Source organism: Desulfopila aestuarii DSM 18488, from assembly GCF_900143695.1.
In the GTDB taxonomy this organism is placed as follows: Bacteria; Desulfobacterota; Desulfobulbia; order Desulfobulbales; family Desulfocapsaceae; genus Desulfopila; species Desulfopila aestuarii.
On record NZ_FRFE01000009.1, the window covers coordinates 127,378 to 140,829 of the forward strand.

Below are 13,452 nucleotides of genomic sequence, written 5' to 3' on the forward strand. Positions count from 1 at the left end.
CGTTTATACATAGTGTCGAAAATGAAAATATGGTTGCAGTCCAACGGCTGCAACGGTTGTAACCAAAGAAAACAATACATCCTCCGAAGATAATTTCAACTTCTGGTTAGCGCTTGGTGCCTGTGAGTCCAAGATATATTGCGGCCAGGGTGATAGTAACGCCCAGCCAGTGCACCATGCTTGTGGGACGGGAGAAAAACAGCACATCCCATAAAAACGAGAGCGAAGGCTGGAGCAGAAGGACTAAGCCGGTAAACGAGGCCCGGATTTTCGGCATGGCGGTGGCGATCAGTATCCAGCCAATCGCCTGACTGAATAAACCGAGGGCCAGGAGCGAAAAAGTGGCAGTCACGGTCGGGATAGCAAATGAGGTGCTGGATGCAAGCAACATCAGACCCAGAAAGAGCGCGCTGAAGAGGGAGACAAACATGAGTGGGGTGAAGCGGTGCGTGGCATCCTTGGCCGACTGGATCCGGCGAAGCAGCAACAGAAACACGGTGTAGGAGAGGGCGGTTAAGAGTCCGAAAAGAATGCCTGTTCGATAACTTGGGGGGAGTTCGTTCCAGTTGAAGCCGACGACCAGTAGTAGACCGCAAATCGCTAAAGGAAGCGAGATTATAAAGCGTATGGTCAGCTTCTCCTTGAAAAAAAGCACGCCGCAGAGTGCCATGAGGAAGACCTGGAAGTTGCCCATAATTGTAGCGAGGCCGGGACCGATGAAAAGGATGCTGGCGTGCCAGAAATAGAGATCAAGGGCAAAGGCGAAACCGCAAAACGCATATGGCATGATTTTCAGACGGTGAATCTGGCCAAGTTCACCTTTGACAAGGGCTGCTGCCAGAAGAAAAGCACCTCCGAAGAAGACCCGATAGAAGGCAGAGGTGGTCGGCGGCACATCTGCGAGCGCCACCCAGACCGCGGAAAAACTGATCATGAATGCACCAATAAGCACTTCAATAATCGGCCTGTATGTGAGGAAAAACGATTGGTTTGCTTTATCGCTAAGCATAATAGGCATAATTTGCACTACTTTGTGTGTTGTGTTGAGGTTGCGGTCGTATAAGGTTTAATCACTGTTATACTGAAAAAAATGAAGGTTGGTTTGATTCATGTGGCAGTTCTAATAAAAATGCGCTAGGTAAATGTGTTGTGCGCACTGTGCAGTAGATAAGTTTAATTGAACAATTTGCCAAGAATTATTTTATCTGGGCATTTTTTCGATAAAAATGAGTCTAAACAGTACAATACGAACTGCAAAGGCCTGTTGGGATGGTTGTGGTATTTTTTTCATACCTTGACCAGTCGAAAAAACTGAAGTAGTAAGCAACATCGCGGAGCTACGCTTTTGCCCAGAGAAATTGCAGAGGGGAAGACGTTATGCTCCCCGATTCGCCGGTCTGTGCATGGTTAGGAAACACGATATCGTGAGGGACGGGAGAAAAGCAAGAAGGAGTTTTGGCTATAACTCTTGATTTTCAGGAAAGAGTGGATTGATCAATCGGCAAGAGGTGAGATGCCTGTTCGCCTTGCACTTCGAAATATTATCTGGTAGAAAAGTCGCTCTTATCAGGACTTCCACGAACTATCGGAGAAGTAGCGGCCGACACTCCCAGCAGAACCCGTACTACAGAATCTGCACGAAGAGTTTACGGAAAAAAGGTTGGTTGCCAGGTAAAGGCAATTTGAATCTCCGGATTTCGGTTCGGCAAAAACGTTAAGAACCAGCTGTTTTGTTGTATGACGTTTTGAAATGTTCAGTCGTGATTGACATATTGTAACACCTTGAAAATACAGTGCTCCAATGTTTATGGTGCGCCCTGTATTGAAGAGCTGCCAAAAAAGAAGCCGGCGCATGAACGTGGATGTCGGCCAACGAGAGTATCGAACATCAGAAATCGAGAAAACTATCATGAAAGACCTTTCCACAACATATCTTGGATTGAAACTGAAGAATCCGGTGATAGTCGGGAGCTGCGGGCTGACCAATTCGGTTGAGAAGATTCAGGAATTCGCCGATAACAATGCCGGTGCAGTGGTCCTCAAGTCGCTCTTTGAAGAGCAGATAGAGGCGGAGCTGGCCAGCAATATGGCGAGTTATCAGAGTGATTATCCCGACGCCTATGACTACATTCGCAACTATACCCGTGGCAATGCAGTCGACGACTACCTCACCCTCATAGCCGAGGCGAAAAAGGCTGTAGATATCCCGATCATCGCCAGCGTCAACTGCATCTCCGGCAGTGAGTGGGTGTCGTTTGCTGAATCGGTTCAGAAAGCCGGGGCTGACGCTTTGGAGCTGAATGTTTCCCTTCTGCCGTCTAATCCGCAGAAGAGAAGCGAGGAGACTGAGCAACTCTATTTTGACATCGTCAAAAAAGTAAGCGACCGGATCTCCATTCCCATTGCCTTGAAAATGAGCCGCTACTCCGCAGGGCTTGCCAATCTCGTCACTCGTCTTGCCTGGTCCACCGACCACAAGATTGCTGGATTCGTACTGTTTAACCGCTATTACCGGCCGGATATCAACATCGATTCCATGACCATGTCCACTGCCGAGATCTTCAGTACTCCTGCTGAGATCACCGAATCGCTGCGCTGGATTGGCCTGCTTTCCGGCGCCGTCAAGAAGGATTTTGCCGCGTCTACCGGTGTCCATGACAGTGAGGCTGTAATAAAGCAGCTGCTGGCAGGCGCTGCTGCGGTCCAGGTTGTTTCTGCCCTCTACCAGAACGGCCCTCATCGAATCTCCGAGATTCTTGCCGGAATCGAGAAGTGGATGGAGGAAAAATCATTTACCGCCCTTGCCGATTTCCGGGGCAAGTTGAGCTATAGCAATGCCGAGAATCCGGCGGCGTATGAGCGTATTCAGTTTATGAAACAGTTTGCCGGAATTTCCTGATCCGGCCATCGCTTGTGAACCAGATGCGGGTGTTGTGAGAACGATGTGCGCATCGCAGAAATCAGCTTTGAAGTAACTGCCTACTATGAAATCTTTACTGACGTTTTTAAAAGGCGGTGTCCATCCGCCGGAAGCCAAAGGCCAGACGGCGTCGCTGCCGATCGAAAGGATGCCGGTGCCGAAAGAGCTCGAGATTATTCTCGGCCAGCATATCGGTGCACCCTGTACCCCGACCGTCAACAAACGGGACGAGGTGGTCGAAGGGGCCATGATCGGCGAAGTCAAAAAGGGGCTCGGTGTGCCGCTGCATGCGCCTGTCTCTGGAAAAATTAAGGATATCGGCACATCGGCGCACCCCATGCGGGTCTCCGCCCCGTCGATTACCATCACCGTGGACCATGAGGCGGCTCCGGTCCAGTATGACAAGACAGACTGGACGACCATGTCTGCCCAGGAGTTGCTGGCCAAGGTACAGGAAGGAGGCATCGTCGGTATCGGCGGCGCCGGTTTCCCTACTCACGTCAAGCTCAGCCCGCCCAAGGATGCCAAGATCGATCAGCTGCTCTTAAATGGCGCTGAGTGCGAACCCTATATCACCGCCGACCATCGGCAGATGCTGGAACACGCCGACGAAGTTGTCGAAGGTGCCCGGATCATCATGAAGATCCTTGGCGTTTCCGAGTGCAAGATCGGTATCGAGAGCAACAAACCTGACGCCATTGACGTTATGGGCAAGGCCGCTGCGGCCGTTTCAGGGGCTGGTTGCAATATCGTGGTCCAGCCTCTTGAGGTGAAATATCCCCAAGGGTCGGAGAAGCAACTTATCCAGGCAATAACCGGTCGTAAGGTGCCGGCCATGGCCCTGCCGTCTGCCGTGGGCGTGGTGGTGCAGAACGTTGCCACCGCCAGCGCCATCTATGACGCGGTGGTTTACGGGAAGCCTCTTTATGAAAAGGTGGTCACCATCTCCGGCAAAGGTATCAATAAGCCCGCCAACCTCCTGGTGAAAGTGGGTACTAAGGTCAGCGACATCGTCGACTACCTTGGTGGCGTGAAGCCTGAACTGGCCAAGATTATTATGGGCGGACCGATGATGGGTTTTGCCGTATCGAGCCTTGATATCCCGATCACCAAGACAACCTCTTCGATACTCTTTCTCACCGAGGACGAGATCGATGCCACACCGCATTCCGATTGTATCCGGTGCGGATGGTGCCTTGATGCCTGTCCAATGGGGCTTGAGCCGAAAGAGATTGCCATCCATGTGGAGGCGAACAAGGCTGAAGATACTGCCCAGTTCGGCGTGTTCGACTGTTTTGAATGTGGCAGCTGTGCCTATATCTGCCCGGCCAAGCGGCCGCTGGTACAGTTTGTCCGTCTGGCCAAGATGAAGGCCAAACGCTAGGATCGCACGCAAGGTTGAAAAGAAAATGTCCCATGCACAGCAGTCAGCATGGAAGAAGATAAATTTGTTTAAGGAGAATCGTTAACGACATGCAAGCTCCAGAGAGCCAGTCATTACCGCATCGGGATTGGATAGTTTCCGTATCCCCCCATGTGAAGAGTAATGAGACGGTTGCCAAAATCATGTGGACTGTGGTCGCCTGCCTGATGCCGCCGCTGTTCCTGTCGGTCTTTATTTTCGGGGTCCAGACCCTGATCATTACCGCTGTTTCAGTTATCAGCTGTGTTGCGGTGGAATATGTCAGCCAGAAGGCGCTGAAACGTCCGGTAAGCATTATGGACGGTAGCGCCGTGCTGACCGGTGTGTTGATGGCCTTTGTTATCCCGCCGGGTGTTTCCATTTTTCTGCCGGTTCTCGGCGCAGTGATGGCCATCTATATTGCCAAGCACCTGTTTGGCGGACTTGGCTTCAACATCTTTAACCCTGCCCTGATGGGCCGGGCCTTTCTTCTGGCGACCTTCCCGGTGGCCATGACTTCGGCCTGGCTTGCTCCGGTGGATGGTTTTGCCATCTTCAGCTACTTTGCCTCAGGCGTCGATGCGGTATCCACCGCCACCCCGCTGGCGGTAATGAAAGAGCAGGGTATGGCGAAATTCGTCGAGATGTTCGGTTCGGGTACCAGCCTTTACACATCGTTTTTCCTTGGCTGGCGGCCGGGTTGCATCGGTGAGACCTCGGGTCTTCTGCTCGTGCTTGGCGGCGCCTTCCTTATCTATAAAAAATACATCACCTACCATATCCCGGTTTCAGTTCTTGGCTCCATCGCGGTGTTCACCTGGATCTTTGGTGGTGAAGGCTGGTTCGGCGGTGATCCGATCCTGGCGGTTGTCACCGGCGGCGCTATTCTCGGCGCCTTCTTTATGGCCACCGACTATGTTACCGGGCCGTCCACCAAAACCGGGCAGGTTGTCTACGGCATCGGTATCGGTGCCCTGACGGTGATAATTCGCCTTAAAGGTGGATATCCGGAAGGTATCTGTTACGCCATTCTGCTGATGAATCCGCTTTCCTCCGTCATTGACGGTTTCTTCAAGCCCAAACGGTTTGCAGGACCTGTAGGAGGTGCCAAATGAACCAGATATTGACAATCACATTCAGACTGACGGTATCCTGTCTTCTGGCCGCACTGGTCATGGGCTCGGCTTTCATCATCACCAACAAGGCCAAGAAACACAACGAGCATGTGCGGGAGCAGAAGGTCGTCTATTCGCTCCTTGGCTATAGTGACCAGAATCCGGCGCCTGAGTCGGTACACCTTCATGAGGTCTATCGCTATGTGGTGGCTGAGGCGGGCCAGCAGTTTATCGGCTACCTCGTACCCGCTCCCCATGACGCTGCCGCCCCTTTTACCTTTGTTGCTCTTGATCTTGACGGCAAGATGGCGTTTCAGAATCCAGTCAATGCCGCTGAAGAGAAGATTCGTGAAGCGGAAGACCGAAAGCTGGCAATTCTTGAGGCGATTGGGCCAGGCAAGGAGATCACCTTTGCTGAGCAGACCATCGTGGTGACCGACAACGGCCAGCGCATTGCCTATCTGCTTGGCGGCAAATTTCCGGGTTTCAAAACCTTTATTGCGGTGATGATGGCTCTTGATCCGAAATACACCCTGCTCGGTTTTGAAGTTCTCGAGCATGAGGAGGATCCGGGTCTTGGGGCTGAAATTGAACAGGACTATTTCAAGAACCAGTTCAAGGACAAGCCGTTTGAAGTTTTGAAAGGGCTTGACGTTGTGAAGGCACCTCTGCCTGCCGAGTACCAGAAAGCCCTTGAGGGTGATCTGGACGAGGCGGAGATAGCCAAACTTATGGAAAAGTACAGGGGTAACGACATCTATGCGCTTACCGGTGCAACCATCTCATCAAAGTTCGTTACCGACGGCCTGAAAGGTATCGCCAAGAAATATGCGTACCGGCTCGGTGCCCTTGATTCCGTACTGAAAGAACAGCAGATTGCTGTTTCCTTCTAACCAAACGCAGAGGTAGCAACGTGACAAACGATAAGTCAATTTCAGAACTGCTGAGTCGCGGTATCTTAAGTGAAAACCCGATCTTCAAGCTGGCCTTGTCCATGTGCCCTGCTGTCGGTATATCGACCACTGTGATGAACGGCGTCATGCTCGGGATCGCGGTCTTTTTCGTCCAGGTGTTTTCCAGTGTGACGATTTCACTTTTTAAGAACGTGATTCATCCGCGTATCCGTATTCCTTCCTATACCCTGACCATTGCCACCTGGGTTACGGTTATCGACCTGGTGCTGGCAGCATACATGCCAGGCGCGTATGCCAAGATGGGCATCTTCGTCAAGCTGATCGTGGCCTTTGCCATTATCACTATGCGCCTTGAGATGTTCGCCTGTAAAGAGAAGGTGAGCGATTCCTTCTGGGATGCAGTAGGCATGGGTCTGGGCTTTATGGTCGGCATGGTGGTTATCGGCGCATTCCGTGAGCTCTTTGGCTCTGGCATGATTCTTGGCTATGATGTGCTTGGCTACAAGCCGCTCCTGTTCTTCATTCTGCCGAGTGCCGGTTTCTTCGTGGTCGGTCTGATGATGGCCTTCTTCAACTGGATTGAAGTGGTCTACAAACAAAAGAAAGGAGCAAAGGCATGAATATGAAACGATTACGCCAACTGGTCCTCTTTAGCCTGGCTGTGCTTCTGTTGCCCGGTTGGCTGCAGGCGGCCGACTTTATCACCGGCCAGTCTTTTTCCGGTGATAACGAAATCACGGTGACCTTTGCCGGGCCGGCCAATACTGAGGTGGCTGGGGATATCACCAAATATACCATTTACGAGGAAGCTGATCCTGATATCAGATTGGCCCTGGCAAGTGCGAAAGTGGCTGATGACGCCAAAAGCGTCGCCCTGACCTTCGCCGATCCTCTCAACACCACCCAGACCCATGTGGTGTCGATCGCCGGTTTGACCGGAGAGGCGATCACCACTTTTACGGTGGCAAAACCATATTTCGGCTACCTGCTCTCCATCATGATCTCGGCGCTTCTTATCCAGAACTTTGTTTTCACGAAGTACCTGGGGCTCTGCGTCTTCTTTGGCACGTCGAAGAAAAAGAGCACAGCCAAGGGTATGGGCGTGGTGTTCACCCTTGTTATGGTGATCTCTGCAGCCATGAGCTGGTTCTTCTTCCAGTTTATTCTGGTGCCGTATAACCTGGGCTTTTTGCAGATCGTGGTCTTTATCGGTCTTGTTTCACTCACCGTCCAGGCGGTGGATACCATCTTGCGAAAGGTGAACCCGGTTCTCTTTAACTCGTTTGGTGTTTACCTGGTTCTTGTTATCGCCAACTGTATTGTTATTGCGGTGCCGCTGATTCTCGCAAATAACAATTACAACTTCCTTGAGACCATGATGCTGGCACTCGGTGCCGGCGGCGGCTTCCTGCTGGCGCTCTACCTTATGAGCTCAGTGGCCGAGCGTCTTGAGCTGGCAAAGATTCCACCGTCGTTTAAAGGGCTGCCCATGGCCTTTATCGTCGCGGGGCAGTTCGCCATGGCGTTTCTCGGATTCTCTGGCCTGCAGCTGTTCTAGGCGAAGGGACCAAAACCATTAACGGATAACGAAGAGAGTAGTGAAATGGATCCGGCATTAATAAAAATAGCATTAGGTGGCATGGTGCTGCTAGGTTGTATCGGTTTGTTTTTTGGAATCGGCTTGGCCATTGCAGCCCATAAATTTGCGGTCGAGGTTAACCCGATCATCGAAGAAGTTGTACATTCCCTGCCGCTTGCCCAGTGTGGTGGATGTGGCTATCCTGGTTGTGAGGGATACGCCATAGCGGTGGTCAACGACCCCGACGTTCCGCCCAACCTCTGTTTTCCTGGCAAGGAAGCTGTGGCCAACAGAGTCGCTGAGTTGACCGGCAAAAAGATGACTGCAGTCGAAGACCAGATGGCGGTTGTCCGCTGTTCACGTGTCGAGGGACGGGTCAGCCATAAACACGAATATATCGGTTTTGCCTCCTGCACTGCGGCCAACCTCGGTTTTGGCGGCCCTTCCAAGTGCCAGTATGCCTGTATTGGTCTTGGTGAATGCGCAGATGTCTGCCCGTTTGACGCCATTGAGATGGTGGAGAACTTTCCGGTCGTCAACCCCGATAAGTGTGTGAGCTGTGGCCAGTGTGTCAAGGCCTGCCCGAAAGCGATCATCGAGTTGCAGACCTTGAAGGCCCGGGTGTGGGTACCATGTATGACCAAGGCACTCGGTAAAGAGGTGAAAAATGTTTGCGGGGTTGGCTGCATCGGCTGTAAGATGTGCGTCAAGGCCTGCCCGGCAGGGGCTGTGACCTACGAGGGGAGCCTGGTGAAAATCGATCATAAGGCCTGCATCGCCTATGGTCCTTCCTGTGAGGAAGCCTGCGTCGCGAAGTGTCCTCGCGATATTTTCAGAAATTACGACGGTCGTAAGGTTATCGCCAGAGATGTCGCCAGCGGCCTGAAAATGGCCAGCTAAATAAGAAATGATTGCCGGTCTCGCACCCAATCGGTGTGTAGACCTGGCTGTTCAGTCGAATAACGTATTGAATTGCTGCTGCGACCTCTAAAAAAAATGGGGACTTTCGGCGGCTCCATTAAGGATTGGAAACTGATATGAAAACTGCTACCACAAACTGTGATCAGAAAAGAAGATCGTTTTTGAAACTGTCCGGTCTGCTGGGTCTGGGTGTCGCCTCTGCGACTCTGCTGCCTGTAGAAAAGGCCGAGGCGCTGCTGTTTGGGAAGAATGAGTACAAGGTTACCAAGACCCGTCTGGCCATGGGCACCTTCGTCGCGATGACCGCTATCCATTCCTCACAGGATGAGGCAGAAAATGCCATTGGTCTCGCCTTTGAGGAGATCGAAAGGTTGAACGCGCTTTTGACCCGCTTTGAAACCAGCTCACCGGTAGGTGAACTGAACGCCAGCGGCAAGCTCATTGCCCCACCCCAGGAGGTTCAGGAGCTGGTGGCGCGTTCCCTCTATTACAACCGCGAGACCAACGGCGCTTTCGACATAACCGTCAAGCCGCTGATTGACCTCTACAAGAACTCTTTTGCTACCGGCAGCCAGCCGTCCGAGAAGATGATCAACGACATGCTGCCGCGAATCGGCAGTGACAAGATCCGCTTCCAGGGTGGTGATGTACTTCTGGCTCACAACGAGATGGGTATCACCCTTGACGGTATTGCCAAGGGCTATATCGTTGACCGTGCCTCAGAGATCCTCTCGAAATATGGGGTGGTAAATCACCTTATCAACGCCGGAGGCGATATCCGCACCAGTGGTACCGCAGCCAAGGGCCGTGCCTGGACCGTTGCCATCCAGAATCCAGACAAGTCCAGAGATTTTCCGGATGTGATCACCATGAAGGACGGTGCCATTGCTACCTCCGGAAATTATGAAGTGTACTATGACCGGGAGAAGGTGTTCCACCATATCGTCAACGGTCACACAGGTCACTCTCCGCAGCTCTCCTCCAGTGTTACCATCATAGCACCCACCGTTATGGATGCTGATGCACTGGCAACCGCTGTCTTTGTTATGGAGCCAGGTGCAGGGGTCAGATTTATCGACGGTCAGCCGGAGAGCGAGTGCTTTATCCTCGATCGCAATGGCCAACCAAGTCGTTCAAAAGGCTGGCAGGCATAATTTCCAGCAGACCAAAGGGAGGCCTTCCGTTATACGGAGCGCCTCCCTTTTTGCTTTTAACGAGTCCATATCAATCAAAGTGTCTACTGTTTCGTTCCTGACGGGTACGACCTATTTCCACGTATAATTGTGATCGCCGGGGTGTTTATGAAAAAGCTGCTGTTTCTTTTGGCGTGTTTCTTTGTTGTCGGTTTTGTCGGTCCTATGGTTGTTTCTTTTGCTGAGGAATCTTCAGAGAAGATAGTGGTCGATGATATAACGGTCGAGCCCATGAACTATGCGGATGGTGAGTATACCTGGCTCACAGTGAACTGTACCGTCCAGAACAATACAGAAAAGTCCGGTATGGTTTCTGTCGTAATCGGTACCGTTGACCATTGGGGATTTGACCGGAAATCTTTCAGGTTGAGCGGGTCGGTGAAAGCAGGAGAAAAAACCACAGTCTCCGTCCTTGATTTTATGGATAGTAAGATGTTCAAGACCATAAAAAAGTACGAGGTTAAAAGCTTGGAACTGCATTAAGCAGGAGTTGTCATCATTACAGTCTGAAAAGTTATGGGTATTGAAAAGGCGCGTGCACATCTCAAATCGTGGAACAGAGACCACGAGATTTTGGAATATGCTGCATCAAGTGCGACGGTCGAACTGGCCGCGAGGGCACTGGACGTGGAAGAAGCAAGGATTGCCAAAAGCCTTACGTTTAAAAGAGGTGACCAGGCCGTCTTGATTGTCACAGCGGGCGATGTCCGCATTGATAACAGGAAATATAAAGAGCTTTTTGGCAGCAAAGCCAAAATGCTGCGTCCCGACGAGGTGCGGGAGATGATAGGCCATGAGGTGGGGGGAGTATGCCCTTTTGGCATCAACGAAGATGTTGAAGTCTACCTCGACACTTCACTGAGGCGCTTTGACACCGTTTTTCCAGCCTGTGGCAGCAGTAATTCGGCAATCGAGCTGAGTTGTACTGAGCTTGAAGAAATAGCTGGATCACGCGGCTGGGTTGAAATATCCAGATTAATTTAAAGAATCGCCTGATTCGGTGAACCGACGGAGTTGAATCGTTACGAAATCCATGTCAGTTTTCAAACATTTTGCCGATAAGATTCAGGGTAATAACCACGAAGAAGAAAAAGCAGCCGAATCGAATCAGCTGAATCTTGCGTTCTGGTAGATCCTGCCATGACTTTGGTTTGAATTTTCCTGTCGCCAGCAGGAGAAACAGCAGGGCGAGAATGATGTAGCAGATGACAACAATCATGTAATAAACCTCAGAGCGATATCTTTAACCTGCATTTTGTAAGATTGTCATACTTCGAATTGGCGCTTGAAGAAAGAGGATTTTCGTGTGGGTCTTTTACAAAATGCAAATGCCGGCCCTTCTCATCGAGAAAGGCCGGCATTTTGTGTCTTGGCTTTATGGTATGTTTGCCTCTTACAGAAACAAATAGGTCGCAGCCAGGCCAACCAGTGACATGGTGATAGTGTAGGGGAGGGCCAGGTAGACCATCCTGCCATAGGAGAGGCGGATGACCGGGGCAAGGGCTGAGGTCAGGAGAAAGAGAAATGCCGCCTGACCGTTTGGTGTCGCCACGCTGGGAATGTTGGTGCCGGTGTTGATGGCGACCGCCAATTTATCAAAATGTTCCATGGTGGCTTTCGCCTGTTCGGCTGCTGCCTGCGGTAATCCAACCAGCACATCCTGACGGGCGATATGCGGATCAGTCAGTTTATCCATCAGCTGTGCGCCGGTCATGCCGATATCCGGAATTGCTCCCAGCATACTGATGATGTGCATTTTGGTCTCGGAGATATAGACTGTGGCCACAAAGACGTTATCGGAAATGGCGGAAAGAAGTCCGTTGGCGATGTAATAGGCGGCCAACTGGTGTTGGCCTTCGAGGCTCAGAACATAGTTGATGATCGGTGCAAAGAGATGTTGTTCATGGATCACGGCGACAATGGTGAAAAAGACAACCAACAGCGCGGTGAAGGGCAAAGCTTCCTCAAAGGCATGGCCTATCTGGTGTTCTTCGGTGATGCCGTTAAAGGCGGTGAGAAAGACGATGACTGACAGGCCGATGAGGCCTACTGCCGCCAGGTGAAACGCCAGGGCAATAACCAGCCAGATACCGGCAATAGCCTGGATGATAAGTTGTAGTCTTCCCTTGAAACCGCGTTTTTCTTCCATCTTGATTTCCGTTTCCATGAGATGGGAGCGGATGTTGCCTGGAAGTTGAAATCCATAACTGAACAGGCCAAACCGTTCTACGAGGTAGCAGGTTACCAGACCGGTTACCAAAACCGGCAGGGAGACCGGCGCAACCTCAACGAAAAAGGTGGCGAAATGCCAGCCCATTTCGCTGCCGATCAGGAGGTTCTGCGGTTCCCCTACGAGGGTGCAGACGCCGCCAAGGGCAGTACCAACGGCACCATGCATCATCAGGTTGCGAAGAAAGCCTCGGAACTGTTTCAAATCTATTGTCTCTTTTTCCTTTAAGGCCTGGTCGTCGGCCAGGTCGTGGCTCGAACTGCTGTCTTTACCTGAAATATAGCGGTGGTAGATATCGTAAAAACCATAGGCAACAGCGATAATAACGGCGGTGACCGTGAGGGCGTCAAGAAAGGCGGACAAAAAAGCGCCGGCAAAACAGAACAGCAGGGAGATAATGTATTTTGACTGAACCCGAACGAGAATACGGGTGAAGGTAAATCTGAGGAAATCCTTCATGAAGTAGATGCCGGCTACCATGAAAATCAACAGCAGGATTACCTCGAAGTTATTCAATGCCTCTTCGTAGACGGTTTCAGCTTTAGCCATGCCGATAAATACTGCTTCCATTGCCAGGAGACCGCCGGCAGGCAGAGGGTAACATTTCAGGGCCATGGCCAGGGTGAAGATGAATTCTCCTATTAAAATCCAACCCGCGATAAACGGATCATACAGGATAAACAGAAACGGGTTGACGATCAGGAACAGCAGAATGGTAAATTTGTACCACTGCGGCGCATTCCCGAGGAAATTCCGACCGAAGGCCTGCGGGTAAGACTGGGGCATCGTAACGTCTCCTGAAAAAGGGCTTGAAAAAAGGGACTGCGGTTTTCAGGTGGGGGACAGTCCGTTGACAGACTTGCATTGCGGATATGAATCAAGGGCGGTATCAACGGCAGGGGCTGGAGGCTGTTATGTATTCAGCCGAGAAAACCTGCAGCTTGCTGATAACGGACCATAATTCAGTATACCGTTATTCTGGGATACCATCTTTTTTCTGCTCTTTCAACTAATACCTTGGTGTGGCAGGAGATAGTTTTTCTTATGTGACTCTGGCGAGTTATGTTCTTGAAGTGGGGGTAACGCAAGGTAGTTGCTGAGGGGGATAGTGCTATCGGGATAAGGGAGTGGCCACATCTGGCCAACACGCTGAAGGGATTTGAAAAGACCAAGCGATG

At 51.3% G+C, this 13,452-nt stretch carries 13 protein-coding genes; 10 read left to right on the top strand and 3 right to left on the bottom strand.

All coding sequences use genetic code 11. The annotated features are described in order from the left end of the window. Positions 1–106 precede the first annotated feature (106 nt). Positions 107–1,018, bottom strand: a complete 912-nt coding sequence (locus tag BUF15_RS10925) for a DMT family transporter (protein ID WP_407642610.1) — start codon at positions 1,016–1,018, stop codon at positions 107–109. An 834-nt stretch (positions 1,019–1,852) separates the two neighbouring features. Here BUF15_RS10925 and BUF15_RS10930 point away from each other — a divergent pair. The 10 genes from BUF15_RS10930 (at position 1,853) to BUF15_RS10975 (ending at position 11,028) form a co-directional block, all read left to right on the top strand. Continuing rightward, positions 1,853–2,899, top strand: coding sequence for a dihydroorotate dehydrogenase-like protein (locus tag BUF15_RS10930; protein WP_234981157.1), 1,047 nt, complete (start codon positions 1,853–1,855; stop codon positions 2,897–2,899). Between the two features lie 85 nt (positions 2,900–2,984). Beyond that, on the top strand, positions 2,985–4,304 hold the full coding sequence (gene rsxC / locus BUF15_RS10935; protein ID WP_073613512.1) for an electron transport complex subunit RsxC: 1,320 nt from the start codon (positions 2,985–2,987) through the stop codon (positions 4,302–4,304). Positions 4,305–4,393: 89 nt separating this feature from the next. After that, the gene (locus BUF15_RS10940) at positions 4,394–5,437 is read left to right on the top strand and encodes an RnfABCDGE type electron transport complex subunit D (RefSeq protein ID WP_073613513.1); all 1,044 of its coding nucleotides are present in this window, start codon (positions 4,394–4,396) and stop codon (positions 5,435–5,437) included. Then, positions 5,434–6,330 carry an FMN-binding protein gene (locus BUF15_RS10945; RefSeq protein WP_073613514.1) on the top strand — a complete coding sequence of 299 codons (897 nt, stop codon included), beginning with the start codon at positions 5,434–5,436 and terminating at the stop codon, positions 6,328–6,330. Before BUF15_RS10940 ends, BUF15_RS10945 begins: the two co-directional genes overlap by 4 nt. A gap of 20 nt (positions 6,331–6,350) precedes the next feature. Continuing rightward, positions 6,351–6,971 (top strand): electron transport complex subunit RsxE, encoded by a 621-nt coding sequence (rsxE, locus tag BUF15_RS10950; RefSeq protein ID WP_073613515.1) that lies wholly within the window; start codon positions 6,351–6,353, stop codon positions 6,969–6,971. Then, complete coding sequence (locus tag BUF15_RS26580) at positions 6,968–7,909, top strand: electron transport complex protein RnfA (RefSeq protein ID WP_084553878.1); 942 nt, start codon at positions 6,968–6,970, stop codon at positions 7,907–7,909. The genes rsxE and BUF15_RS26580 overlap by 4 nt, the downstream gene beginning before the upstream one ends. Positions 7,910–7,954: 45 nt before the next feature. Further along, a complete protein-coding gene (gene rnfB, locus BUF15_RS10960) occupies positions 7,955–8,830 on the top strand; it encodes an RnfABCDGE type electron transport complex subunit B (protein WP_073613516.1) in 876 nt (291 codons plus the stop codon). 137 nt (positions 8,831–8,967) lie between these two features. Next, on the top strand, positions 8,968–10,005 hold the full coding sequence (locus BUF15_RS10965) for an FAD:protein FMN transferase (protein WP_073613517.1): 1,038 nt from the start codon (positions 8,968–8,970) through the stop codon (positions 10,003–10,005). Between the two features lie 147 nt (positions 10,006–10,152). Beyond that, the gene (locus BUF15_RS10970; RefSeq protein WP_073613518.1) at positions 10,153–10,527 is read left to right on the top strand and encodes a hypothetical protein; all 375 of its coding nucleotides are present in this window, start codon (positions 10,153–10,155) and stop codon (positions 10,525–10,527) included. Positions 10,528–10,560: 33 nt separating this feature from the next. Continuing rightward, on the top strand, positions 10,561–11,028 hold the full coding sequence (locus tag BUF15_RS10975) for a YbaK/EbsC family protein (protein WP_073613519.1): 468 nt from the start codon (positions 10,561–10,563) through the stop codon (positions 11,026–11,028). 52 nt (positions 11,029–11,080) lie between these two features. Here the strand turns inward: BUF15_RS10975 and BUF15_RS10980 are convergent, their stop codons facing one another. Continuing rightward, on the bottom strand, positions 11,081–11,263 hold the full coding sequence (locus BUF15_RS10980) for a hypothetical protein (protein ID WP_073613520.1): 183 nt from the start codon (positions 11,261–11,263) through the stop codon (positions 11,081–11,083). A gap of 174 nt (positions 11,264–11,437) precedes the next feature. Continuing rightward, on the bottom strand, positions 11,438–13,060 hold the full coding sequence (gene nhaB / locus BUF15_RS10985) for a sodium/proton antiporter NhaB (RefSeq protein WP_073613521.1): 1,623 nt from the start codon (positions 13,058–13,060) through the stop codon (positions 11,438–11,440). Positions 13,061–13,452: the final 392 nt, after the last annotated feature.